Source organism: Marmoricola sp. URHA0025 HA25 (assembly GCF_054059435.1).
This window is the reverse complement of record NZ_JBSSCD010000001.1, coordinates 739,043-763,127: the sequence shown is the minus strand read 5'-3', so window position 1 is coordinate 763,127 and position 24,085 is coordinate 739,043. Positions and strand designations below refer to the sequence as shown.

At 71.4% G+C, this 24,085-nt stretch carries 27 protein-coding genes and 1 pseudogene; 20 read left to right on the top strand and 8 right to left on the bottom strand.

What is annotated here, in order from left to right:
- Complete coding sequence (locus ACVW00_RS03625) at positions 1-372, top strand: hypothetical protein (protein ID WP_457109539.1); 372 nt, start codon at positions 1-3, stop codon at positions 370-372.
- On the opposite strand, the gene ACVW00_RS03620 is transcribed toward ACVW00_RS03625, so the two are convergent.
- Positions 349-765 (bottom strand): hypothetical protein, encoded by a 417-nt coding sequence (locus ACVW00_RS03620; protein ID WP_457109538.1) that lies wholly within the window; start codon positions 763-765, stop codon positions 349-351. The two genes, ACVW00_RS03625 and ACVW00_RS03620, sit on opposite strands and share 24 nt — an antisense overlap.
- Positions 766-806: 41 nt before the next feature.
- Positions 807-1,613, bottom strand: a complete 807-nt coding sequence (locus ACVW00_RS03615) for an oxygenase MpaB family protein (protein WP_457109537.1) — start codon at positions 1,611-1,613, stop codon at positions 807-809.
- Between the two features lie 48 nt (positions 1,614-1,661).
- Here ACVW00_RS03615 and ACVW00_RS03610 point away from each other — a divergent pair, with 48 nt between their 5' ends.
- The 4 genes and pseudogenes from ACVW00_RS03610 to ACVW00_RS03595 all read left to right on the top strand — a co-directional run.
- On the top strand, positions 1,662-2,270 hold the full coding sequence (locus ACVW00_RS03610) for a TetR/AcrR family transcriptional regulator (RefSeq protein WP_457109536.1): 609 nt from the start codon (positions 1,662-1,664) through the stop codon (positions 2,268-2,270).
- A 9-nt stretch (positions 2,271-2,279) separates the two neighbouring features.
- On the top strand, positions 2,280-3,074 hold the full coding sequence (locus tag ACVW00_RS03605; protein WP_457109535.1) for an exodeoxyribonuclease III: 795 nt from the start codon (positions 2,280-2,282) through the stop codon (positions 3,072-3,074).
- 164 nt (positions 3,075-3,238) lie between these two features.
- Positions 3,239-4,378: a DNA recombination protein RmuC gene (locus ACVW00_RS03600; protein ID WP_457109534.1), complete on the top strand. Its 1,140-nt coding sequence runs from the start codon at positions 3,239-3,241 to the stop codon at positions 4,376-4,378.
- Positions 4,379-4,445: 67 nt separating this feature from the next.
- Positions 4,446-4,763 (top strand): annotated as a pseudogene (locus ACVW00_RS03595) (DUF6542 domain-containing protein); the annotation flags it as partial.
- A gap of 26 nt (positions 4,764-4,789) precedes the next feature.
- Here ACVW00_RS03595 and ACVW00_RS03590 read toward each other — a convergent pair.
- A complete protein-coding gene (locus ACVW00_RS03590) occupies positions 4,790-5,407 on the bottom strand; it encodes an L-threonylcarbamoyladenylate synthase (protein ID WP_457109533.1) in 618 nt (205 codons plus the stop codon).
- Positions 5,407-6,417 carry a 4-hydroxy-3-methylbut-2-enyl diphosphate reductase gene (locus tag ACVW00_RS03585; protein ID WP_457109532.1) on the bottom strand — a complete coding sequence of 337 codons (1,011 nt, stop codon included), beginning with the start codon at positions 6,415-6,417 and terminating at the stop codon, positions 5,407-5,409. Before ACVW00_RS03585 ends, ACVW00_RS03590 begins: the two co-directional genes overlap by 1 nt.
- Before the next feature lie 49 nt (positions 6,418-6,466).
- On the opposite strand from ACVW00_RS03585, the gene xseA reads away from it, so the two are divergent.
- Positions 6,467-7,726: an exodeoxyribonuclease VII large subunit gene (gene xseA, locus ACVW00_RS03580; protein ID WP_457109531.1), complete on the top strand. Its 1,260-nt coding sequence runs from the start codon at positions 6,467-6,469 to the stop codon at positions 7,724-7,726.
- Positions 7,719-7,952, top strand: coding sequence for an exodeoxyribonuclease VII small subunit (locus ACVW00_RS03575; protein ID WP_457109530.1), 234 nt, complete (start codon positions 7,719-7,721; stop codon positions 7,950-7,952). The genes xseA and ACVW00_RS03575 overlap by 8 nt, the downstream gene beginning before the upstream one ends.
- 7 nt (positions 7,953-7,959) lie before the next feature.
- On the opposite strand, the gene ACVW00_RS03570 is transcribed toward ACVW00_RS03575, so the two are convergent.
- On the bottom strand, positions 7,960-8,526 hold the full coding sequence (locus tag ACVW00_RS03570; RefSeq protein ID WP_457109529.1) for a DUF4245 family protein: 567 nt from the start codon (positions 8,524-8,526) through the stop codon (positions 7,960-7,962).
- A 41-nt stretch (positions 8,527-8,567) separates the two neighbouring features.
- Between ACVW00_RS03570 and ACVW00_RS03565 the strand changes: the two genes are divergently transcribed.
- From ACVW00_RS03565 to ACVW00_RS03535, 7 genes are read left to right on the top strand one after another with little or no spacing between them, the layout of a single operon-like run.
- The gene (locus ACVW00_RS03565; protein ID WP_457109528.1) at positions 8,568-9,812 is read left to right on the top strand and encodes an SLC13 family permease; all 1,245 of its coding nucleotides are present in this window, start codon (positions 8,568-8,570) and stop codon (positions 9,810-9,812) included.
- 55 nt (positions 9,813-9,867) lie between these two features.
- Positions 9,868-10,263, top strand: a complete 396-nt coding sequence (locus ACVW00_RS03560; RefSeq protein ID WP_457109527.1) for a TOBE domain-containing protein — start codon at positions 9,868-9,870, stop codon at positions 10,261-10,263.
- Positions 10,260-11,012, top strand: coding sequence for a molybdate ABC transporter substrate-binding protein (gene modA, locus ACVW00_RS03555; RefSeq protein ID WP_457109526.1), 753 nt, complete (start codon positions 10,260-10,262; stop codon positions 11,010-11,012). The genes ACVW00_RS03560 and modA overlap by 4 nt, the downstream gene beginning before the upstream one ends.
- A complete protein-coding gene (locus tag ACVW00_RS03550; RefSeq protein ID WP_457109525.1) occupies positions 11,009-11,815 on the top strand; it encodes an ABC transporter permease in 807 nt (268 codons plus the stop codon). The genes modA and ACVW00_RS03550 overlap by 4 nt, the downstream gene beginning before the upstream one ends.
- A complete protein-coding gene (locus ACVW00_RS03545; RefSeq protein WP_457109524.1) occupies positions 11,812-12,870 on the top strand; it encodes a sulfate/molybdate ABC transporter ATP-binding protein in 1,059 nt (352 codons plus the stop codon). The genes ACVW00_RS03550 and ACVW00_RS03545 overlap by 4 nt, the downstream gene beginning before the upstream one ends.
- 9 nt (positions 12,871-12,879) lie before the next feature.
- A complete protein-coding gene (glpX, locus tag ACVW00_RS03540) occupies positions 12,880-13,905 on the top strand; it encodes a class II fructose-bisphosphatase (RefSeq protein WP_457109523.1) in 1,026 nt (341 codons plus the stop codon).
- A gap of 5 nt (positions 13,906-13,910) precedes the next feature.
- Entirely contained in the window at positions 13,911-14,828 is a 918-nt protein-coding gene (locus ACVW00_RS03535) for a carbohydrate kinase family protein (RefSeq protein ID WP_457109522.1), read from the top strand.
- On the opposite strand, the gene ACVW00_RS03530 is transcribed toward ACVW00_RS03535, so the two are convergent.
- A complete protein-coding gene (locus tag ACVW00_RS03530; RefSeq protein ID WP_457109521.1) occupies positions 14,761-15,624 on the bottom strand; it encodes an esterase/lipase family protein in 864 nt (287 codons plus the stop codon). The genes ACVW00_RS03535 and ACVW00_RS03530 overlap by 68 nt on opposite strands.
- Positions 15,625-15,752: 128 nt before the next feature.
- On the opposite strand from ACVW00_RS03530, the gene ACVW00_RS03525 reads away from it, so the two are divergent.
- The 6 genes from ACVW00_RS03525 to ACVW00_RS03500 are packed head-to-tail and all read left to right on the top strand — an operon-like array spanning position 15,753 to position 22,376.
- Positions 15,753-16,715 carry an alpha/beta fold hydrolase gene (locus ACVW00_RS03525; protein WP_457109520.1) on the top strand — a complete coding sequence of 321 codons (963 nt, stop codon included), beginning with the start codon at positions 15,753-15,755 and terminating at the stop codon, positions 16,713-16,715.
- A 60-nt stretch (positions 16,716-16,775) separates the two neighbouring features.
- The gene (locus ACVW00_RS03520) at positions 16,776-18,089 is read left to right on the top strand and encodes an extracellular solute-binding protein (protein WP_457109519.1); all 1,314 of its coding nucleotides are present in this window, start codon (positions 16,776-16,778) and stop codon (positions 18,087-18,089) included.
- On the top strand, positions 18,086-19,033 hold the full coding sequence (locus ACVW00_RS03515; RefSeq protein ID WP_457109518.1) for a carbohydrate ABC transporter permease: 948 nt from the start codon (positions 18,086-18,088) through the stop codon (positions 19,031-19,033). Before ACVW00_RS03520 ends, ACVW00_RS03515 begins: the two co-directional genes overlap by 4 nt.
- A gap of 1 nt (position 19,034) precedes the next feature.
- Positions 19,035-19,865 (top strand): carbohydrate ABC transporter permease, encoded by an 831-nt coding sequence (locus tag ACVW00_RS03510; protein WP_457109517.1) that lies wholly within the window; start codon positions 19,035-19,037, stop codon positions 19,863-19,865.
- A gap of 5 nt (positions 19,866-19,870) precedes the next feature.
- Positions 19,871-21,034 carry an ABC transporter ATP-binding protein gene (locus tag ACVW00_RS03505; RefSeq protein ID WP_457109516.1) on the top strand — a complete coding sequence of 388 codons (1,164 nt, stop codon included), beginning with the start codon at positions 19,871-19,873 and terminating at the stop codon, positions 21,032-21,034.
- A gap of 22 nt (positions 21,035-21,056) precedes the next feature.
- Positions 21,057-22,376, top strand: a complete 1,320-nt coding sequence (locus ACVW00_RS03500; RefSeq protein ID WP_457109515.1) for a lanthionine synthetase LanC family protein — start codon at positions 21,057-21,059, stop codon at positions 22,374-22,376.
- A 6-nt stretch (positions 22,377-22,382) separates the two neighbouring features.
- Here the strand turns inward: ACVW00_RS03500 and ACVW00_RS03495 are convergent, their stop codons facing one another.
- Together ACVW00_RS03495 and ACVW00_RS03490 are read right to left on the bottom strand one after the other, a co-directional pair.
- Positions 22,383-22,991, bottom strand: coding sequence for a DUF1707 SHOCT-like domain-containing protein (locus tag ACVW00_RS03495; protein ID WP_457109514.1), 609 nt, complete (start codon positions 22,989-22,991; stop codon positions 22,383-22,385).
- 348 nt (positions 22,992-23,339) lie between these two features.
- The gene (locus ACVW00_RS03490; RefSeq protein ID WP_457109513.1) at positions 23,340-24,083 is read right to left on the bottom strand and encodes a hypothetical protein; all 744 of its coding nucleotides are present in this window, start codon (positions 24,081-24,083) and stop codon (positions 23,340-23,342) included.
- Positions 24,084-24,085 lie beyond the last annotated feature (2 nt).

The window sequence follows — 24,085 nt, the reverse complement described above, 5'->3', positions numbered from 1 at the left end:
GTGGCCGGCTCCGTGGGGCGCCGCTTCGCCCAGGCGATCGCCGACAAGGACTCGGAGGCGCTCACGTCGATGCTGAGCCCCGAGGTCGACTTCCGGGCCCTGACGCCGCGCAAGTTCTGGGAGGCGGGGGATCCCGGCGAGGTGCTCGAGATCGTCTTCGGCAGCTGGTTCGAGGACTCCGACCACATCGACGAGCTCGTCGACGTCAGCGAGGGTGACGACGTCGAGGACACCCACCACGTCAGCTACCGCTTCGCGATCACCAACCCGGACGGCACCCACACGGTCGAGCAGCAGGCGTACTACCGCACCGACGACGACCGCATCGACTACGTGCGGATCGTGTGCTCAGGATTCCGACCCGCTGAGTAGCTCGCCCCGGTGGCGCCACGACCAGCTGAGGATCGTCACCGAGAAGAAAAGCGTCAGCGCGACGATCACCGCCTCGAAGGCGCCGCCTCCGCCCTTGGTGAAGATGCCGTTCTCCACGTCGTACAGGAAGTCCATGGAGAAGAGGTAGAGCCCGGCGCTTCCGGCAGACACGAGCCAGAGCAGCGCGCTCGGGTGCCGCAGGCGAAGGGTCATCAGTGCCAGCAGGCAGGCGGCGCCGAGCCAGAGGTCAGCGAGCGGGAAGGCGTTCTCGAACTCGTAGTAGGCGTGGCTGTGCTCGCTCGCGATCCAGTCGCGGTTGGTGAACCAGATCGTCCAGTACGCGATGTCCAGCGCGATCGCGACCACCAGCATGACCTCGACGAGTCGTCTCACGTCCCCATCCAACACTGCGCGTGGTCGAGCCGGTCGCGACCTCAGATGACCCGGCGTCCCTCGCGCATCCGCTTGCGCATCCCGCGCAGGACCATCCGCGGGTAGAGCGTCCGCAGCGGCCTCGGCACGCGCGGGTACGTCGCCCGGAAGACCCGCCAGAACGCGTCGTACCGGCGCTGGTCGGCCGGGGACCACTCCAGTGCGAGGACCGCGCGAACCTCGGGCGTGAGGTTGCCGCGCGTGACCAGGCTCTGCAGCCAGATCGTCGGCGCGAGGTACCAGAACCTCCAGCTCGGCGCCAGGAGCTTCCGCACGTAGCGCTGCACGAGCGGGTCGGCGCTGAGCTCACCCTGCATCCGCTGCCAGTAGTCCTCGAACCCGGCGCGCGTCGGTGGCCACATGTCGTCGGTGACCTGGAGAAGCGTGCCCATGACCTTGCTCTCGCGGTAGGCGCGCTCGCGGCTGGCAGGGTCCATCGGGCCGAAGGTCAGCTCGTAGATCTGCTCTCCGGTGAAGGTCAGGGTCGCCGCGACCCAGAGCTGCAGCTCGGGGTCGAAGGCGGTGTAGCCCTCGCCCTTCACCGGCCCGTGAGCGCGGTTGACCATCCGGGCGATGGCCTGGCGCTCCTCGTCGGTGCCGAGGAGCGTGCCGTAGACGTAGGTGAGCGTCGTGCGCAGCCGGTCGAGCGGGCGCTCGAGGGTGTTCGAGTGCTCGGCGACGCCACGGCCCACACCGAGGAGCGCGAGCTGGTACATCACCGCCGACCCGGCGCCGAGCAGCAGGGCCACCTCGTCGATGGACTCAGCGATGCCGAACTCGGCGTCGTCGACTCTCGGCACGGCGGTCATGGCTGCAACAATACAACGAATACTGTCGCATTGTGCAAGACTGCCGTCATGACCGAGGTCTCTGTCGCGTCGATCCTGGAGGCCGCCCGCGCGCAGTTCCTGCGCACCGGGGTCCGGCGCACCAGCGGTGACGACATCGCCCGGTCCGCCGGGGTGAACCGCGCCACCCTCTACCGACGGGTGGGCACGAAGGACGAGATCGTCCGGGCGACGTACGTCCACGAGACCCAGCGTGTGCTCGCCGTCATCGAGAAGGCCATCGGCGACGTCCCGACGGCCGAGGACGATCCCGGGTTCGACCCGGTCACCTACGTCGAGCGGTTCTTCACGGTGACCATCACGCAGCTGCGCGAGAACCCGTTGCTGCGCCAGCTCCTCGACATCGACCGCGAGCAGACGCTCGTCGGCCTCACCCTCAACGCCGGCGACGCACTGACTCTCGCCGCGACCCTCTCCAGCGACCGGATGCGCAAGCTCAGGGCATACGTCGGCAACACCGACGTCGCCGACATCGAGGACCTCTCCGGCACGTTCGCGCGCATCGCCCAGTCGCTCCTGCTGACCCCCGACGCACCGCCGCGGCTGGACTCCACCAGGCGGATGAACGCCTACGCACGCACGGTCATCGCCCCGATGGTGCTGGGGCGCGTGCCTTAGTCTCCACGCGTGCGCATCGCCACCTGGAACGTCAACTCCATCCGCTCGCGGATCGACCGCGTCGAGGCCCTGCTCGAGCGCCACGACCTCGACGTCCTGGCGCTCCAGGAGACCAAGGCGCGCGAGGACCAGCTGCCGCTGATGGGGCTGCAGTCCATGGGCTACGAGGTCGCCGCGGCGGGCGTCGACCAGTGGAACGGCGTCGCGGTGATCAGCAGGGTGGGCCTCACCGACGTCACGGTGGGCTTCGACGGCATGCCCGGCTGGGGCGACTCGATGGCCGCCGAGGCCCGCGCACTGGGAGCCACCTGCGGCGACCTCCGGATGTGGTCGCTCTACGTGCCCAACGGCCGCAAGCCCGACGACCCGCACTACGTCTACAAGCTCGACTGGCTGGCGCGGCTGCACGAGGCGGCGCAGCACTGGCTCGGCGGCCCCACCGTGCTCGCCGGCGACTGGAACCTCGCTCCCGCCGACGACGACGTCTTCGACATCACGCGCTTCGCCCGGTCGACCCACGTGACCCCGGCCGAGCGGGCGGCGTACGGGCGCTTCCTGGAGTCGGGGTACGCCGACCTGGCGCTGCCCCACCTCAGCGGCCCGGACGGGTTCACCTACTGGGACTACTACCGGCAGCGCTTCGAGCGCAACCGCGGCATGCGGATCGACCTGGTCCTCGGCTCCCCGGCGGTCGCGGCCCGCGTCACCGCCGTCCAGGTCGACCGTGAGGAGCGCGGCGGGTCCGACGGCCACGGCAAGGGCGCCTCCGACCACGCCCCGGTGATCGTCGACCTCTCTGACTGACCGTCGAGTTGGGTGAACCTGACCGTCGAGTTGGGTGAAGCTGCCCGTCGAGTTGGGTGAAGCTGACCTTCGAAGGTCGGCGTACCTGGCAGATTCTCCCGATTGATAGGGCGGTCTCTCCCAACTCGACGAGTTTGTCGGTAGGGCCTGTCACCGTCGGTGGCATGGAGATCCTGCTTCCGCTGCTGACCCTGGTGATCGGGGTGCTCCTGGGCGTCCTGGGGACGGTCCTGGTCGGCCGCCGCGGCGGTGCGGCCGACGTCGCCGGGTTCGAGGCCCGGGTCCAGGACGCCGCGGTCATCCGTGACGGCCTCGACCGCCTGCACGACCGGATGCGCGAGCTGGAGCACCAGCGGGTGTCCTGGCAGAGCACCCTGCACCAGCAGGTGGACGAGGTGCGGCACTCCACCGACAACCTCCGGCGCGAGACGACGGCTCTCGCCAGCGCGCTGCGCAAGCCCCACGTGCGCGGCCAGTGGGGCGAGCTGCACCTGCGGCGCAGCATCGAGCTGGCCGGCATGGTCGACCACTGCGACTTCTCCGAGCAGGTCCACCTCGTCGGTGCCGACGGCGCCCAGCGACCCGACGTGGTCGTCCACCTCGCGGGAGGCAAGAGCGTGGTGGTCGACGCCAAGGTGCCGCTCGCCGCCTACCTCGACGCGCTCGCCACCGACGACGTCGACGAGCAGCAGGCACAGCTGGTCCGGCACGCCCGCCAGGTGCGTGGTCACGTCGAGCAGCTCTCCGCGAAGAGCTACTGGCGGTCCCTGCCGCAGTCGCCGGAGTTCGTGGTGCTGTTCATGCCGGCCGAGTCGTTCCTGTCGGCCGCTCTCGACGCCGAGCCCGGGCTGCTCGAGCACGCCGCCGCCCACAACGTCGTCCTCGCGACGCCCACCACCCTGATCGCGCTGCTGCGCACGATCGCCTACGGCTGGACGACCGAGACCCTCGCCGAGCGCACCCGGGAGATCCACGAGCTGGGTCGCGAGCTCTACGACCGCCTCGGCACGGTCGGCGGACACCTCGACAAGCTCGGCCGTTCGCTGAAGGCGAGCGTCGACGCCTACAACAGCACCGTCGGGTCGCTCGAGACCCGGGTCTTCGTGACGGCGCGCCACTTCGCCGACGTCGCCGACCTCGACCAGGCGCTGCCCGGCCCGCGACCGGTCGAGGACGCCCCCCGGGCGCTCACCGCGGCCGAGCTGCTCGAGGCAGTCGCCATGGAGCGGCCCGAGCTGCCCGATCCTGCCGCCACGCCGAACGGCGTGGCTTCCCCGAGGCTCCGGCGTGCCGACCTACCGTGAGGAGGTGAGCGCACCCACGCTGTGGGAGGAGGGCCGCTGGTCCGCACGCCGGGTCACGCGGTTCTCGATGCTCGTCTCTACGCTGCTGGTCGGCGTCGACCTGGCCGCGACGGGTCGGCTCGAGCGCATCTTCGACAGCGGCTTCATCGTGCTCTGCGTGGCGATGGCGCTGGCGATCCGGCCACAGGACTTCTTCCGGGTCGGCGTGCTGCCCCCGATGCTGCTCCTCGCGATCTGCGTGGTCCTCGGAATCGGGCACCGCGACGCGATCGCCGCACCTCACGACGCGCTCGTCCAGTCGGTGATCTCGGGGCTCGCCCACCACTCCGGACCGCTCCTGGCCGGCTACGCCCTCGCGCTCGCCGTCCTCGGCGTGCGGACTCGGGTTGCGCGCCGCCACCCGAGTCGCGCTCACTCGAAGCGGGAAGGGTCGCCCGCGCCGTACCTGCTGATCTCGGCCAGCCCCGAGGTCAGGTCGACGACCGTCGTGGGCAGCGAGCCGGCCTCACCCTCGATGACGGCGTCCAGCACCTGATCCAGCTCGTCCTTGATCAGCCAGCCCTCCGTCATCGGCTCGAGATCGCCCGGCAGCAGCAGCGTCGTGGAGATCAACGGCTCACCGAGCGCCTCCAGCAGGGCCTGCACCACCGTGTGCTCGGGGATGCGGACGCCGACGCTGCGCTTCTTCGGCGCCATCAGCCGCCGGGGCACCTCCGACGTCGCGGGCAGGATGAACGTGTACGGCCCCGGCGTCGCGGCCTTCACCGTCCGGAAGATCGCATTGTCGATGTGCACCAGCGACCCCAGCTGCGCGAAGTCGCGGCAGACCAGCGTGAAGTGGTGCTTGTCGTCCAGGTGCCTGATCGCGCGCATCCGGTCCAGGCCGGCGCGGTTGCCCAGCTGGATGCCGAGCGCGTAGCCCGAGTCGGTGGGATAGGCGATGAGCCCGTCCTCGCGGAGGAGTGCGACGACCTGGTCGACGAGCCGCGGCTGCGGGTCGACCGGGTGGATGTCGAAGTAGCGCGCCACTACGCCTGCGCTGCCCTCTCACGGGCGCGGAGGTCGCGCCGCAGCTCGGGCGGGAGCGCGAAGATCAGCGATTCCTCGGCGGTGTGCACCGCCTGGGCGTCCGGATAGCCGTGGTCGGCCAGGAAGGACAGCACCCCTTGCACGAGGTCCTCGGGCACGGAGGCGCCGGACGTCACGCTGACGTTGTCGACCCCCTCGAGCCAGGCCGGGTCGATCTCGGAGGCGTCGTCGACCCGGTACGCCGCCTTGGCACCCGCCTCGAGCGCGACCTCGGCCAGCCGGACGCTGTTGGAGGAGTTGGCCGAGCCGACCACGATGACGAGGTCGGCCGCCTTGCTGATCTCCTTGATGGCGAGCTGCCGGTTCTGGGTCGCGTAGCAGATGTCGTCGCTCGGCGGGTCGAGCAGCTGCGGGAAGCGGGCCCGGATCGCGTCGACGGTCGCCATCGTCTCGTCGACCGACAGCGTCGTCTGCGAGAGCCAGGCCACCTTCGCCGGGTCGCGGACGACGATGTTGGGCACGTCGTCGGGGCTCTGCACGAGCTGGATGTGATCCGGCGCCTCCCCCGCGGTGCCCTCGACCTCCTCGTGGCCCTCGTGGCCGATCAGCAGGATGTCGTAGTCCTCGCCGGCGAACCGCTTCGCCTCGTGGTGCACCTTGGTGACCAGCGGACAGGTGGCGTCGATGGTCTTCAGGCCACGCTCAGCGGCCTCGGCGTGCACCGTCGGGGAGACGCCGTGGGCGGAGAAGACCACGGTCGCTCCCGGCGGCACCTCGCCGAGCTCCTCGACGAACACCGCCCCACGCGACTCGAGGTTGGCCACGACGTGCTTGTTGTGCACGATCTGCTTGCGCACGTAGACCGGCGCGCCGTACAGGTCGAGCGCCTTCTCCACCGTGATCACGGCCCGGTCGACGCCCGCGCAGTAGCCACGCGGCGCGGCGAGCAGCACCGCGCGGCCGGCCTCGTCGGACGGGAGGACGGCGGGGTTGCCGAGGTCTGTGGTCACGCGGGCAAGTCTAGGCGGCGCAGCTGCGGCGCTCGTCTACAGTCGGCCCGTGGCCCTGGACACCTCGCCCGAGCACCCGGCACCTGTCCGGCAGATCGTGGGCGCGATCGGCCAGTGGGTCGACCGGCTCGGCGCCGTCTGGGTGGAGGGCCAGGTCATCGGCCTCAACCGCCCTGCCGGCTCGGGCACGGACTTCATCCGGCTGCGCGACAAGCTCGCCGAGGTCTCGATCGACCTGACCGCACCGCGCGCCGTCGTCGACTCGCTGCCGAGCCCCCTGGTCAACGGAGCGCAGGTCGTCGTCTACGCCAAGCCCGGCGTCTACCCCACCCGCGGGTCGCTGTCGCTGCAGGTGCGCGAGATCCGGCTCGTCGGCGAGGGCGAGCTGCTGGCCCGGCTGGAGCGCCGCCGGCAGCTGCTCGCCGCCGAGGGACTGTTCGCGCTCGAGCTCAAGCGCCCACTGCCCTTCCTCCCGCGCCGGATCGGCCTGGTGACCGCGAAGGCGTCGGCGGCGGAGAAGGACGTGGTCGAGAACGCACGCCGCCGCTGGCCGGGCGTCGACTTCGCCGTCGAGTACGCCGCGATGCAGGGCTCGAGCTCCGCGACCCAGGTCATCGACGCCCTCCGCAAGCTCGACAAGGACGCGACCGTCGACGTGATCGTGATCGCGCGGGGCGGTGGCTCCGTCGAGGACCTGCTGCCCTTCTCGGACGAGGGCCTGGTCCGTGCCGTGCACGCCGCGACGACGCCAGTCGTCTCGGCGATCGGCCACGAGCCGGACACCCCGCTCCTCGACCTGGTGGCCGACCTGCGCGCCTCGACGCCGACCGACGCGGCCCGCCGGATCGTCCCCGACGTCGCGGAGGAGGCCCAGCGGGTGCTGCAGACGCGCGAGCGGATGCGGCGCTGGATGCGACAGCGTCTCGCCGCAGAGCAGCAGCACGTCGACGCCCTGCGGAGCCGGCCGAGCCTGGCCGACCCGCGTACCGGCCTCGCGGCACGGCTCCAGGAGGTCCACGGTCTGCGCGACCGCAGCCGCCGCGTCCTGGGCCATGTCCTGGACCGGGCCGAGGACGACCTGGGCCACCAGCTCGCACGGGTCCGCTCCCTCTCCCCGCTGGCCACCCTCCGCCGCGGGTACGCCGTGCTGTCCGACGCCGATGGCAGGCTGTTCAGCAGCGTGGAGGACGTCGATGCCGGGCAGCCGGTGACGATCCGGGTCGCCGACGGCCGGATCGCCGCCACCGTCGACGACGTCGCACCCATCCCCCTGCCCGACACCGCACCCGAGAAGGACGCCGATGCCTGAGCCCGCCAAGAGCCAGCAGCCCCCGGACGACGGCGAGCAGCTCAGCTACGAGGAGGCCCGCGACCAGCTCGTCGAGGTGGTGCGCACGCTCGAGCAGGGTGGCACCACGCTGGCCGAGTCGCTGACGCTCTGGGAGCGCGGCGAGGAGCTGGCCCGGATCTGCCAGACCTCGCTCGACGGCGCCCGCCAGCGGCTCGACGCCGTCATCGGCGACGCGGGCGAGTGACAGCCGCTCAACCCACCGACGGCCGGATGGTCCCGGTGGTCAGCGTCGCGACGAACTTCCGCGTCGCCTCCGGCGCCCCGGAGCCACCGACCAGCACCGTCTCGTAGGGCCGTCCGTCCAGCGCGACCGGGCGGACGAGCGCGTAGTCCCCGCCGACATCGGTCCAGGTCTGCCAGGTCTCTCCGCCGACGGTGACGTCGACGCCCCGGACGGCCTCCTCGTCGACGTACTGCTGGGCCAGCTCCTCGGCCGAAGCCCGCGACTCCTCGATCCCGACGTACTTGCCCGTGTCGGTGAGCAGCCCCAGGTGCCAGTGCGCGGCAGCCCCGGCCGTGTAGTCGACCGACGTCGCGCGCCAGCCCGACGGCAGCCGGCTCGGAGCGAAGAGCATCAGCTGCTGGTCGGTGCGGCCGGCCTTCACCCAGGCCGCCCAGTCGACCGACGGCACCGGCGTCGCCTTCTGGCCTGACCCCCCGATCTTCACCCAGACGACCCCGATCGCGACGACGACGATCAGTGCCCCGACCATGCCGGCAACCGAGCGTTGGGTGCGCGGGTTCGCGGCCTGGCTCATGGCGCACATCCTGCCAACCGGTGCGCAGCTAGTCTCACCCGGTGCTTGCAGCGCTCCGCGACGCCGTACCGCTCGGTGCGCTGGTGACGCTCCTCGTGATCGCGTACCGACATCCTCCCGAGTGGGTGGAAGCCGTCGTGGCAATCGTCGCGGCCGGCGCCGCGCTCGCCACCGGCCGCCTCCCGCGCGCCTCCCTCGGCCACGAGCTCGACCACCTCGGTCCGGTCGTGGCCTTCCTGATGGCAGTGCTCGTGGTGGCGGAGTGCTGCCGGGCGAGCGGGCTCTTCGGGGCGATCGGCAGCAGGCTCGCGGCTGCCGGGGCGCATCAGCGGATCTTCGCCCTCGCGTTCGTGGTGGCCGCACTGACGACGGTCGCCCTGAGCCTGGACGCGACCGTCGTGCTGCTCACGCCCGTGGTGCTCGCGGCCGCGGCGGCGACCAGGGTCTCGGCGCGACCGCTGCAGCTGGTCTGCGTCCGGTTGGCCAACAGCGCCTCCCTCCTCCTCCCGGTCTCGAACCTCACCAACCTGCTCGCGCTGCCGCGCATCGACATCGGGTTCGGGCGGTTCGCGCTGCTGATGGCGCCGGTCTGGCTGCTCACCCTCCTCGTCGAGTACGTCGTGCACCGCACCTGGTTCCGCGCCGACCTCGCCACGCCGACCTCCGAGCGGGAGCACGTGACGCAGCTGCCACTCCCCCGGTTCGCGCTGGTCACGGTCGCGATGATGCTCGCCGGTTTCGGCGCCGGCTCGGCGGTCGGCGTGGACCCGGCGTGGGTCGCCGGAGCCGCCGCGCTGCTGCTCGGCGGCAAGGCGCTGCTGCACGGCGAGCTCGGTCTTCCCTGGGTCGCGCGCAGCACCCACGCCTCGTTCGCGCTGTTCGTCCTGGGGCTCGGGGTCGTCGTCGCGACGCTCGGGCGCGGCCCGCTCGGCGACGGTCTGGACTCGCTGGTGCCCTCCGGCGACGGCCCGCTCGCCCTCTTCAGCCTCGCCGCGCTCGGGGCGGTGCTCGCGAACGTCGTCAACAACCTTCCGGCCACGCTGCTGCTGGTCCCCCTGGTCGCGCCGCTGGGCGCCGTGCCGGCGCTGGCCACCCTTGTGGGCGTCAACCTCGGCTCGTCGATGACCTGGTCCGGCTCGCTGGCCAACCTCCTGTGGCGGCGCACCGTCGCGAGGAGCGGCGGGACCGTCGACAGCCGGGACTTCCACGTCGTCGGGCTCCTCGCCGCTCCGCCGGCGATCGTCGCCGGCGTGCTGGTCCTGTCCGTGTGGGCACACGTCGTGTGACCGCACATTCGGCGTCTGGTAGCCGTTGTCTCCGCATCTGCGGCACAATGCGAGCGTGAGCACCTACCGAATTGCGGAGGCTGCCGACCTGCTCGGCGTCAGCGACGACACCGTCCGCCGCTGGATCGACCAGGGCCGGCTGGCGACCGTCGGCCAGGCGGGTCGGACCAGCATCGACGGCGTCGAGCTCGCCGGCCTGGCCGAGTCGCTGGTCGACGTACCCGACCGAGAAGGCCTGCGCGCCTCCTCGGTGAGCGCCCGCAACCGGCTGCCGGGCATCGTGGTGGCGGTCAGGAAGGACGCCGTGATGGCGCAGGTCGAGCTGATCTGCGGCCCGCACCGGATCGTCTCTCTGCTCTCGGCGGACGCGGTCGAGGAGCTCGGTCTCGCTCGCGGTGAGCGCGCGATCGCGTCGATCAAGTCCACCAACGTCGTGCTCGAGCGACCGTGAGACGCCTCGCGGCGACGGTCCTCGTCCTCGGCCTCGCGACGGCAGGCTGTGGCGCGAGCGACCAGTCCGGCTCCTCCAGGACGCTCACGGTGCTGGCCGCGTCCTCGCTCACCGGGACCTTCACCCAGCTGGCCGACGAGTTCGAGGGCGCGCATCCCGGGGTCCGGGTCAAGCTGGTCTTCGACTCGTCCGCGACGCTCGCCCAGCAGGCGATCGACCGCGCCCCGGGCGACGTCCTCGCGACCGCGGACCGCAAGACGATGGACGACGCCGCGGCCGGGCACGGGATCCACGGCGACCCGTCGGCCTTCGCGTCGAACGTGATCGTGCTCGCCGTACCGAGGGACAACCCGGCGGGGATCAGCTCGATCGACGACCTCGACCGCAGCAAGGTCGACTACCTCACGTGCGTGCAGACGGCGCCCTGCGGCGCCGCGGCCCAGCTCCTGCTGACGGCCGACCACGTCAGCCGTCGGCCGGCGAGCGAGGAGGTCGACGTGAAGTCGGTCCTCGGCAAGGTCGAGGCCGGTGACGCGGACGCGGGGCTCGTCTACAGGACCGACGTCGTCGCCTCCGCCGGCAAGGTCACCGGCATCGACGTTCCCGGCGCGGCCGACCACCCGAACGGCTATTTCGTCGCTCCGACCGCAGGCGCGTCCGACTCCGGTCTCGCCGACGAGTGGGTGCAGTTCCTCCTCGGCACGGACGGGCAGGCGGTCCTGCGCGCCGCGGGGTTCGGTACGCCGTGACGGCACCGCTCGCGCCGGCAAGCCTCGGCCGGGCCCCCGCGCGCCTCGTCCTGGCGGCCGTCGCCGCCGCGCTGTTCCTGCTCCTCCCGCTGGTCGCGCTCGTGGTCGCGGCTCCCTGGGACCGGCTGTGGTCGATCATCTCGACGCCAGAGGTCGGGCAGGCGCTCTGGCTGTCCGCGTGGACCTCGACGGTGGCCGCGGCGCTGTGCCTCGTCGTCGGGCTGCCGCTGGCCTGGGTGCTGGCACGGCTCTCGTTCCCGGGCCGGCGCCTGCTCCGCGCCCTGGTGACGGTGCCACTGGTGCTGCCGCCCGTCGTCGCGGGTGTCGCGCTGCTCACCGCCTTCGGTCGCCACGGGATCGTCGGCGGCCCGCTTCGTGAGGTGTTCGGCACCCAGATCCCCTACACCAGCGCTGCGGTCGTGCTGGCGCACACGTTCGTCGCGCTGCCGTTCTTCGTGATCTCCGTGGAGGGAGCTCTGCGCGGCACGCCGGCGCGTCTGGAGGTCGCCGCCGCGTCGCTGGGCGCGGATCGCTGGACGACGTTCCGTCGTGTCACGGTGCCGCTCGCAGGTCCCGGTGTCGTGGCCGGCCTGGTCCTCGCCTGGGCGCGCTCGCTCGGCGAGTTCGGCGCCACCATCACCTTCGCCGGCAACTACCCGGGCACGACCCGCACGATGCCGCTGGAGGTCTACACAGCACTCCAGGCCGACCGTGACGCCGCCGTGGCACTGAGCCTGGTCCTCCTCGGCGTCTGCGTGCTCGTCCTGGTCGCCCTGCGCGAACGATGGTGGGGCCTGCCGTGAGCCTCCGTGCCCGGGTGGACCTGCCCGGCCGGCTCGTCTGCGAGCTCGAGGTCCCCTCCGGCCAGACGGTCGCGCTGGTCGGCCCGAATGGCGCCGGCAAGACCACGCTGGTCGAGGCGATCGCCGGCATCCTCGACGCCGGCACGCGGTCGTCGGTGGACGTCGACGACGAGAGCTGGACGCACCTCCCGCCGCAGCACCGCCACGCCGGTCTGGTCTTCCAGGAGCACCTGCTCTTCCCGCACCTCGACGCCCGGACCAACGTCGCGTTCGGCCCTCGGGCTCGTGGGGCGACCCGCCGGCAGTCCCGGCAGCTGGCCGACCACTGGCTCGAGGAGCTGGGTGTCGCCGAGCTGGCCGGCCGGCGGCCGTCCGCACTGTCGGGCGGGCAGGCGCAGCGGGTCGCGCTCGCTCGGGCGCTCGCCACCCAGCCGCGGGTGCTCCTGCTCGACGAGCCGTTCTCCGCGCTCGACGTCTCCGTGGCGGCAGAGCTGCGCGACCTGCTGGCCCGGCACCTGCGCCGGTTCGCCGGCGTCACGGTGCTGGTCACCCATGACGCGCTCGACGTGCGCGCCCTCGCCGACCGGGTGGTCGTCCTGCAGGACGGCGCGATCCTCCAGGACGATAGCCCGGCAGGGACTGCCGCGGCGCCGGCGACCCCGCACGCCGCCCGGCTCCTCGGCCTCAACGTGCTCAGCGGGATCGCGCGCGACACCGAGGTCCGGCTCGACGACGGCGGCCTCCTCGTCCTGTCCGCTCCCGCGCACGGACCGGTGCTGGCCACCTTTCCCCCCTCGGCGGTCACCCTGACCACGGCGGCGCCGGTCGGATCGGCCCGCAACCGCTGGGAGGCCGTGGTCCAGCGTGCCGTCCCCCGCGACGAGGTGGTCCGTGTCCACCTACGGGCCACCGCAGGACAGGGCGCCGAGCTGTACGCCGACGTGACCCGCGGCGCGGCCACCGAGCTCGACCTCGCGGCGGGCCGGGTCGTCTGGGCGTCGGTCAAGGCGACCGAAGTCACCGCGTTCGTCGCTGCCGGCCGGAGCGACCGATAACATCGCCCCATGTCCGACACCTCGATGCCCGACGGGCTGGCCGTGGCACCCTCCTCGCCCGACCGCAACCTCGCCCTCGAGCTGGTGCGCGTCACCGAGGCAGCGGCGATGGCCGCGGGACGCTGGGTCGGACGCGGCGACAAGAACGGCGCCGACGGCGTAGCCGTCAACGCGATGCGCACACTGATCTCCACCGTCGGCATGAACGGCGTCGTGGTCATCGGTGAGGGCGAGAAGGACAACGCCCCGATGCTCTACAACGGGGAGCACGTCGGCAGCGGCGTCGGTCCCGAGTGCGACGTGGCCGTCGACCCGATCGACGGCACCACGCTGACCGCCAAGGGCATGGCAAACGCCGTGTCCGTGCTCGCGGTGTCACCTCGCGGCTCGATGTACGACCCGTCCGCGGTCTTCTACATGGAGAAGCTGGTCACCGGCCCGGAGGCCGCCGGCGTGGTCGACATCCGCTACCCCGTCGCGGAGAACATCCACCAGATCGCGAAGGCCAAGGGCAGCGCGCCCGAGGACGTCACCGTCGTGGTCCTCGACCGTCCTCGCCACGAGGGCCTGGCCCGGGAGATCCGCGACACCGGTGCCCGGATCAAGTTCATCACCGACGGCGACGTCGCCGGCGCCATCATGGCGGCGCGTCCCGACACCGGCGTCGACCTCCTGCTCGGCATCGGCGGCACCCCCGAGGGGATCATCGCCGCCTGCGCGATGAAGTGCATGGACGGCGTGATCCAGGGCCGCCTGTGGCCCCACGACGACGAGGAGCGCGAGCGTGCGGTCGATGCCGGACACGACCTCGACCGGGTGCTCTACACCGACGACCTCGTCGCCGGCGACGACTGCTTCTTCGTCGCCACGGGCATCACCGACGGCGAGCTGATGAAGGGCGTGCGCTACCGGGCAGGCGGGGCGTCGACGCACTCGCTGGTGATGCGCAGCCGCAGCGGCACGATCCGGCAGATCATCAGCGAGCACAAGATCAGCAAGCTCAAGGCGTACGCCGACATCGACTTCGAGCGCTGAGCCGCATGATCGTCGTGGTCGGCGAGGCGCTCGTCGACGTCGTCGAGGATCCCCGGGGTCCGGAGCACCACCGCGAGACCGTCGGCGGCTCCCCCCTCAACGTGGCCACCACCCTGGCCGGCCTGGACGTCCCGACGATGCTCATCACGGAGGTCGGACGCGACGACCGCGGCGACCGCATCGTCGAGCAGGTGGAGGCGAGCGGAGCCGAGCTGATCGCCGCACCGGCGACGACCGGCCGGACCGCCACGGCGACGGTCACGCTGGAGTCCGGCGAGGCGTCGTACGACTTCGACATCGGCTGGGCGCTGCCGCACCAGGAGCTGCCGCAGTGCGATGCCCTCCACGTCGGCTCGCTCGGCACGGTGCTGGAGCCCGGTCGCAACAGCGTGCTCGACCTCGTGGAGCAGGCGTGGGCGCGCGACGTGTTCGTCAGCTACGACCCCAACGTCCGCGCGCCGCTGGTCGCCGACCCGGTGCAGGCGTGGCGCGACCTCGAGTCGCTGGCCGGCCGCACACACCTGGTGAAGCTGAGCGACCAGGACGTGGCGGTGCTGCATCCGGGCGCCGACCCCGAGGACATCGCCCGTTCATTGCTCCAGGGCGACCGCACCGAGCTGGTGCTGCTGACCCTCGGTGGCGACGGAGCCGTGGCGCTCGCCGGTGACGTCGCGGTGCGGGTCCCGTCGATGAGCGTCGAGGTCGTCGACACGGTCGGAGCGGGCGACGCCTTCATGGCGGCCACGCTCGCGGTGCTCTACGAGGACTCGGCGTTCGGCTCCCACGGCGGCGGCCTGCCGACCGACCAGGAGCGCCTCGAGCGGTTGCTGCGGGCGGCCGTCGAGGTCGCCGGGATCACCTGTTCGCGACCGGGCGCAGCCGCACCGACTCGGTCGGAGCTGCGGCGCGAGTGGCCCTCGTGAGCCGCTGACCGTCCAGCGCCTCGCGGACCACCTCGAAGACCAACGGGTCGAACGCCATCCCGACATGGCTCGTCGACACCTCGACCGGCTGGGCACTCGGGTCGATGCACGCCCTCCAGTCGACGACGCCGTCGCGCCGCGAGTAGACCGCCGTGAAGCCGACCTCCGGGTCGAGCGCCCGCTGGGTCTCCTCGAAGCTGTCGCGGGCGCACGAGCCGCCCACGCAGTCCTCGCTCATCAGGCCGCCGAACCCCGCTCGTGCCAGCCGGGTCAGCATCTCGGCGTCCCAGGCCAGCACACCGTGCACGGCCCCGGGCGCCAGGATCGGGCTGCCCATCGAGACGATGCCGTGCACCAGGTCGGGCCGTCGCGCCGCGAGTCCGCGGGCGAGCATCCCGCCGAGGCTGTGCCCGACGATGCTCACCTTGCGACCCCGGCGGATCGCGATCGACTCCAGCCGTCGCTCGAGCCGGTCGGCGACCTCGCGGGTGCAGCCGACGTTGACGTGGATCTCGGAGCGGTAGGTCCGGTAGCCCGCTCCGCGGAGCATGGCGGCCATCCCCTTGAGCGTGGCGTCCCCGGCCATGAAGCCGGGCACGAGGAGCACCGGTTCGAGCCCCTCGGGCCGGCGCGGGTCGACGTACGGCGAGACGCTGCGGGCCCTCCGCTCGGCGCGCGACCAACGCACGTAACGCGCCACCTCGAGGGCGAGACTGCCCTCGCGACCCAGTGCCCGCAGGCCGCGTGGGCCCACGAAACCGTCCGGCCGCAGGAAGTCGCCCATCGGGGAGTTCACACGGCCGAACGTAACGGATTCAGTGGTGATCATCATGGAACTCAACGATTTCAGCACCGGCGCGTTCCGGCTCCGGGGGTACCTATCTAGACTTTTCCCGATCCAGCGACTCGCCCGAAAGGCCTTCGATGCCCCGCATCCGCCCCCGCCGTACGCCGACGAGCTCGGACGACCCTGTCCCCCAGTCCGCCGAGCTGGTCGCGCCGGTCAGCCCCGGCGTCGAGCTCTGCTACCAGACCTACGGCGACCCGGAGGCCGAGCCGCTGCTGCTGGTGATGGGCCTCGGTGGCCCGATGACCTGGTGGGACCCCGCCCTGTGCCGGATGCTCGCCGAGAGCGGCTTCTACGTGATCCGCTACGACAACCGCGACACGGGTCGCTCCAGCCGGGGCACGGGGCGGGTCACCCGGGCGATGGTGGTCCAGGCCTTCCTCGGCCGGCCGGTGAAGCCGCCGTACACCCTCGTGGACCTCGCCCGCGACGGGCTCGGGCTGCTGGACCACCTCGGCATCGGCTCGGCCCACGTCTTCGGCGTCTCGATGGGCGGCATGGTCGCCCAGTCGATGGCCATCGAGGCACCTGACCGGGTGCGCAGCCTGGTCTCGATGATGTCCACGACCGGCCGCCGGACCGTCGGCTGGCTCGACCCGCGACTGGCGCCGATGATGCTCGGCCGGCGGGGAAGCACCCTGGAGGACTACCTCGAGGCGTCCGTCATCGGAGCCGCTGCGATCGGCTCGCCGGCGTACCCCGAGGACGAGGCGGCCTCGCGTGCGCGGGCGCTCGAGACCTGGCAGCGCGGGCTCAATCCTGCCGGCGTGATGCGGCACATGATGGCGGTGCTCACCCAACCGAACCGCGGCCGCGCGCTGCGGTCGCTGCGCATCCCCGCGACGGTCATCCACGGCATGGCCGACCGGATGGTGCACGTCTCCGGGGGACGTGCCACCGCGCAGGCGATCCCGGGCGCCCAGCTGCTGCTGATCCCCGGCATGGGCCACAACCTGCCGCCGGAGCTGTTCGAGACGTTCCGCGACGCGATTCGCAGGACCGCCGACCGAGCGGGGAGTGAAGCCGCGGCAACTGGGTAGGCTGGACAAACGCCGGAATCGGGACAGGATGAAGGGGCACGTCGTTCTCGGGAGGAACGCATGGCCCCATCACCGCAGCGAGCGCGTCGGATCCGGAAGGTCCTGTACGCCGCTGTCGGACTGCTCCTCGGTCCCGCGCTGTTCGCCGGCTGCGGCAGCAGCTCCGGAAAGCCGACGCTGACCTGGTACATCAACCCCGACCCCAGCCCGCCGTCGGACTTCAAGGGCGGCGCGTTCGGGCAGGCCGGCATCGCCGAGCGCTGCAGCACCAGCAAGTACACGATCAAGGTGCAGGAGCTCCCCGGCGACGCCACCCAGCAGCGGATCCAGCTGGCCCGGCGGCTCGCCGCGCAGGACACCGGCATCGACCTGATGAGCCTCGACCCGGTGTTCACCGGCGAGTTCGCCAACGCGGGCTTCCTCGCCACCCTCCCGGCCGACCTGACCAGCCAGTTGAAGGACGCGACGCTCGCCGGAGCGGTCGACGGCGCCACCTGGGACAACAAGCTCGTGGTGGCGCCACTGTGGGCGAACACCCAGCTGCTCTGGTACCGCAAGTCGTTCGCGCAGAAGGCCGGGCTGGACATGACCAAGCCGGTCACCTGGGACCAGATCATCAAGGCGGCGGCGGACAACGGGGGCACCGTCGGGGTGCAGGCCAAGAAGTACGAGGGCTACGTCGTCTGGATCAACGCGCTGATCGAGGGCGCCGGCGGCTCGATCATCCAGGACGCCGCGAAGGGCTCCGACGCGAAGGTCAGCATCGACTCGGGCGCCGGCGAGAAGGCAGCCGCCGTCGTCCAGGAGCTGGCGCACTCCAAGGCAGCCGAGGGTGACCTGTCGGTGTCCAACGAGGGCACGGTGCTCGGTCCGTTCGCCACCGCGAAGGGCGCGTTCCAGGTCAACTGGACCTTCATCTACGCCAACTACAAGGACGACAAGGCCACCGCCGCCGACCTCGGGTGGGCCCGCTACCCCGAGACCGTTGCCGGTACGCCGTCCAAGCCGCCGCTGGGCGGCATCAACATCGGGATCAACAAGCACACCAGCCACCTGGCCGAGGCGACCGCTGCCGCGAAGTGCATCACCTCGGCCCAGAACCAGGTGACCTACGCGATCGAGACCGGCAACATGCCCGCGAGCAAGGCGGCCTACCAGTCACCGGAGCTCGCCAAGGCCTACCCACCCGATCTGCTGCAGGCGTTCAGCGCCAGCATCGACGCGGCCGGCCCGCGACCCGTCTCGCCGTACTGGAGCGACATCTCCAGCGCCATCCAGTCGACCTGGCACTCACCGGTGTCGGTCGGCTCCGGCACCCCGAAGAAGTCGGAGGGCTTCATCACCGACGTGCTCAAGGGAAGGAAGCTGCTGTGACCGAGACCGCGGTCGCCCCGCGCTCCACCGCCGCCGCGCCGGCCCGGGCCAGCGACCGATCGATCGCCGAGAACCGGCTCGGGCTGCGGCTCGTCGCCCCGGCCGTCGTGCTGATGGTGCTGGTCACGGCGTACCCGATGCTGCAGGCGCTGTACCTCTCGCTGTTCAAGTACCGCCTGACCGTGCCCGACGACAAGTCGTTCACGGGGCTGGGCAACTACGCGACGGTCCTGGGCGACGGCCTGTTCTGGAAGGACATGCTCAACACGGTGATCATCATGATCATCACGGTGGCGATCGAGCTGGTGATCGGCTTCGCCTTCGCGATGGTGATGCACCGGATCGTGTTCGCCCGCGGCCTGATGCGCACCGCGATCCTGATCCCCTACGGCATCATCACCGTGGTCTCGGCGTTCGCCTGGCAGTTCGCGTTCAGCCTCAACAACGGCTTCGTCAACGGCTGGTTCAAGTGGCTGCCGTGGATCGACACGAACACCAACTGGTACGGCGACCACTGGCACGCGATGTTCGCGATCATGGCCTCGGAGATCTGGAAGACGACGCCGTTCATGTCGCTGCTGCTGCTGGCCGGCCTGTCCCAGATCAGCGAGGACATGATCGAGGCGGCGAAGGTCGACGGCGCGACGTGGACCCAGCGGCTCTACAAGGTGATCCTGCCGAACATGCGCGCGGCGATCATGGTGGCGGTGCTGTTCCGCGCGCTCGACGCGTTCCGCATCTTCGACAACATCTACATCATGACCAGGGGCGCGGAGAACACCGAGTCCTCGTCGTTCCTGACCTATCGGCAGGTGATCGAGCAGTTCCAGCTGGGCATGGGCTCGGCCCTGTCGGTGCTGCTGTTCCTCTCCGTGCTGCTGATCGCCTACGTCCTGGTCAAGCTCTTCCGCGTCGACCTCGCCCAGGCACGACAGGAGTCCTGAGATGAAGCAACGGATGGGTCCGGGTCACTGGCTCGGCTTCGTGGTGATCCTGGTCTGGTGCCTGCTGCCGGTGGTGTGGATCATGATGGTCTCGCTCAAGCCGGTCGGCGAGACGACCAGCGGCAGCCCACAGTTCTTCCCGAAGGACTGGACCGTCCAGAACTACAAGGACATCTGGGACAACCACGACTTCCTGCGCGCGCTCGGCAACTCCTTCGGCATCGCGATCATCGCCACCCTCCTCGCGGTGATCTTCGCGACGCTCGCGGCGTACGCGATCGCGCGGCTGGAGTTCCGCGGCAAGCGGGTGGTGCTCTCGATCGCCCTCGCCATCGCGATGTTCCCGGTGGTGTCGCTGGTCGGGCCGCTGTTCGACATGTGGCGGGTGCTGCACCTCTTCAACACCTGGCCGGGGCTGATCATCCCGTACATGTCCTTCACGCTGCCGCTGGCGATCTGGACGCTGTCGGCGTTCTTCCGCGAGATCCCGTGGGAGATGGAGCAGGCGGCCCAGGTCGACGGGGCGACGTCGTGGCAGGCGTTCCGCAAGGTGATCGTGCCGCTGGCCGCGCCGGGCGTCTTCACCGCCGCGATCCTCACGTTCTTCTTCGCGTGGAACGAGTTCGTGCTGGCGATCTCGCTGACCTCCACGACCGCCGCCCGCACGGTGCCGGCGCAGATGTCGTTCTTCGTCGGGTCCGACCAGTTCAACCCGCCGTACTCCCAGCTGGCTGCCGCGGCCGTCATCGTGACCGTGCCCGTGGTCGTCATCGTCCTGCTGTTCCAGCGCAAGATCGTCGCCGGCCTGACCTCCGGCGCAGTGAAGGGGTAGTGCACATGGCCGCCATCGAGATGGTCAACATCGTCAAGCAGTACGGCGACGGCTTCCCGGCCGTCAACGACGTCAGCATCGACGTCGAGGACGGCGAGTTCATGATCCTGGTCGGGCCATCCGGCTGCGGGAAGTCGACGCTGCTGCGGATGATCGTCGGGCTCGAGGACATCACGTCGGGAGACATGGTCATCGGCGGCAAACGGGTCAACGATCTCGCGCCGCGCGACCGCAACCTGGCGATGGTGTTCCAGAACTACGCCCTCTACCCCCACCTGACGGTCTACGAGAACATCGCCTTCCCGCTGCGGCTCAAGGGCGGCGTGCCGGAGTCGGAGATCGACGCGAAGGTGCGGGAGGCGAGCAGCACGCTCGAGCTCGACGAGCACCTCGACCGCAAGCCCGGCAACCTGTCGGGCGGCCAGCGGCAGCGGGTCGCGATGGGCAGGGCGATCGTGCGTCAGGCCGACGCGTTCCTCTTCGACGAGCCGCTCTCGAACCTCGACGCCAAGCTGCGCGGCCAGATGCGCACCGAGATCGCCCGGCTGCAGAAGAAGCTCGGGATCACCACCGTCTACGTCACCCACGACCAGACCGAGGCGATGACCCTCGGCGACCGGGTGGCGGTGCTCAAGCGCGGCGAGCTGCAGCAGCTCGCCACCCCGCGCGAGCTCTACACCCAGCCGGTCAACCTCTTCGTGGCCGGGTTCATCGGCTCGCCGCCGATGAACTTCATGCCGGCGACCGTCAAGGGGGGCGACGTGGAGCTCCCGTTCGGCACGTTCACGCTGCCCGCCGAGAAGGCGCGGCGGGCCGAGGGCAAGGACCTGCTCATCGCCGGCGTACGCCCCGAGCACTTCGAGGACGCGAAGGTCGTCGACTCCTCCATCGCCGGACGCGGAGGGACGTTCCGGGCCACGGTCGACGTGGTCGAGTGGCTCGGCAACGAGGCCTACGCCTACATCCCGTTCGAGGCGCCGGCCGAGGTCTCCTCCCAGCTCGCCGAGCTCGAGCGCGACCTCGACGGCGAGTCGCTGCGCACCCAGCTGGTGGTCTCGCTCGACGCCAACAGCCGGATCTCGAAGGGCGAGGAGGCGGAGATCTGGATGGACGCCTCGCACCTGCACCTGTTCGACCCGGCCACTGGGGAGAACCTCACGCTCGGCTGAGGCTCGCTGGCATCATCGTCGGGTGACGCTCGCCGGTGACCCGTACCGCTCGCTCGCCGAGGCGTCCTGGAGCTGGGTGCTCGCCCAGGTGCGGTACGACGACACCGGGCCCTGGATCCCCTGGTCGGTGGACGGCGATGTGGCGGAGGAGCCCCCCTGGGATCGCGACGGCATCCACAGGGGGATCGGCGGGTTAGGGCTGGCGCTCGCGGAGATCTCCCGCTCTCGGCCATGGACCGCCGAGGAGGCGGAGCTCGCCGATGCGATCGGGGCGCGACTCCGGACCGCCGTCGCGGCGCAGAGCGACGCGACGCTCTTCGACGGGCTGGCCGGCACGATCGGCGCGCTCATCGCCCTGGGGGCGCCGGGCGTCGAGTCGGCGGTCGCCCGGCTCACCGACCTCGCCCAGCCCGACGGGTGGCCGCAGACGACGATCGGACCGCCGCGGTACCTTGCCGGCGCGCGGGTCAACGACCTCACCCTCGGCACCGCCGGCATCCTCCTGGCGGCCGTCTGGGCGCTGCATCACCGGGTGTCCGGCGCCGAGGACCTGGCGCATCGTGCCGCCGACCTCCTGCTCGCAGAGGCCGAGGAGGCTCCGACGGGCATCAACTGGCCGTTCGTGCCGCAGCGGTTCGTGGCCGAGCCACCGGCCGCCCAGATGCCCAACGTCTCCCACGGACTGGCCGGGATCGCCGCCGCCGTCGCGGTCGCGGGAGTCGGCCTGGGCCGGACCGACCTCGTCGACGCCGCCCGCCGCGGGGCGACCCACCTGGTCTCGCTCGCCGACGTCGGCGCCGGCGGCTTCGTGGTCGGCCGCACGATCCCGCCGAACCCCGACCAGGACCCCGTCACCTACAACTGGTGCCACGGGCCGGCCGGCACGTCACTGCTCTTCCGCGCGCTCCAGCACGCCGGGGTCGGCGAAGTCGCCGGCGAGTCGCCGGAGCGCTGGCACCGGCGCTGCCTGCACAGCGTGCGCGCCTCGGGAGTGCCGGCGCGGCTCCGGCCGGGCTTCTGGGACAACGACGGTCGGTGCTGCGGGACAGCCGGCGTGGGCGAGGTCTTCCTGGACTCCTGGCACCGGTCGGGTGACCCCGCCGACCTGGCGTTCGTCGTCGAGCTCGCCGATGCGCTGGTCGAGCGCGCCGTGCCCGAGGGCGAGGGCGCCTGCTGGCGCTTCGTGGAGCACCGCTACGACGATCCGCTCCTGCCTCCGGGCGTCGGCTGGATGCAGGGTGCGGCCGGCATCGCGGCGTACCTCTTCCACGTGGACCGCGTCGTCGAGTACGGAGTGACAGCGGAGCCGGCCGTCCGCCTCGACAACTGGTGGGCGGTCTGAGGGTCGTCAGTGCCGGTAGCGCCAGCCGGGCGACTTCTCCTCGCCGGGCATCCGCTTGCGGACGACGCTGACGCCACCCATGATCGCGACGCCCTTCACGTGCACCGTCGGCGAGTCCGCGGTCAGGCGGACACCGGGGTCGGAGCGGGGCGCCGAGTAGCCGCCCATGATGCCGACACCGTGGACGACGACGTTCGTCGCCTGGTTCACGATGATGTTGGCGCCACCCATGAACGTGTTGATGGTGAGGGTGACCTCGCGGGCCGAGAAGGTCGCCTCGCGCAGGTCGAGCTCGGCGCCGCCCATGAAGCAGAAGACGTGGAACTGCTCGGGCACGACCCAGATGCCCCGCCGCTCGACGCCGCCCAGGATGGCGACGGCACGCTCGCGCTCCACCGACGCGATCGGGGACCCGGCCGCAGCCACGACCGGCGCGAGGTCGTGCGTGATCGGCACCAGCTCGGCATAGGTCTTCGCGGCGTACGTCGCCTCGAGCCGCTCGTCGAGCTCGCTCAGGTCGATCCGGCCGTCACCCGCGGCGTCCCTGAGGATCTCGGCCACCTTGTTGCGATCGGCGTCCGAGACGCGCATCTGTGACGGTTCGAGCTCGCTCATGGGGCCACAGTACGTATTGGCGGTGACGACGTGCACCCGGTCGCCGTACCCTCCGAGCGTGATCCGGTCCGCAGCGGCCCTCCTGGCCGCCGTCGCCCTCGTCACCACCTCCTGTGCCTCGTCGGACTCGACCGGCCCGCGCGTCCTGCACCCCGGCTGGCACGAGGCGACGCTGCCGTTGCCACCGGGGCGCCCGGGCCGGATCGCAGTGCGTGACGCGACCTCGTGCGGTGGCACCTGGTTCGTCGTCGGCGCGGTCGTCGGCGCCGACGGCTCGACCCGACCTGCCGCGTGGACGAGTCCGGACGGCCGGACCTGGCACGCAGTGGCCACCGACCCGACCGACTACTACTCCCACCGGGCGATCCTGTACTCGGTCGCCTGCCGCGACGGCCGCGTGGCCGCGATCGGGACGAAGTCGGGCGGCGCCCACGGCAATCCACGGACGGCGACCTGGCGGCTGCGCGAGGACGGCGTCCTGCAGGACGTGCCGGCCTCCTTCGAGCTGTACGGAGGTTCCCATGCGCTGAGCGTGAGCCGGATCGCCGGCGGACCCGCCGGCTGGGTCATTGCCGGCAACCGCAGCAGCGGCGGCGCCGCCTGGGTCGCCGGCGGTGACGCCGAGCTCTTCCGGCTCGTCGACCACGACCCGGCCCTGGCGAGCGGCGAGAAGACGGAGACCACTGCGCTCGACGTCGTCCACGACGGCACGACCTGGACCGTCGTCGGCCGCGCCGCGGTGACCGGCACGATCTCCCCTGCCCCGCGGGCGTGGGTCTCCGGCGACGGCTCGCAGTGGACCGTGCAGAAGGTGCCGTCGAGCACGCACGGCTTCGCCGACCTCGAACGCGTCGTGCGCGACGGCGACGGCCTGCTCGCGGCCGGCATCCGGGACGACCGCTTCGGCACCTGGCGGCGTACCGGCTCAGGCTGGCGGGAGACGGAGTCGTTCGGCGCACTCGCCGCGGACGTCACCACGGCGCCATTCGTGTCGGGGCTCGCTGCGGCCCCGGGAAGGGCCGTGGTCGCGGTGAGTGACGGAGCAGTCTTCCGGCTCTGGGCGCAGACCGGCCACGACTGGCGAGAGGTCACGA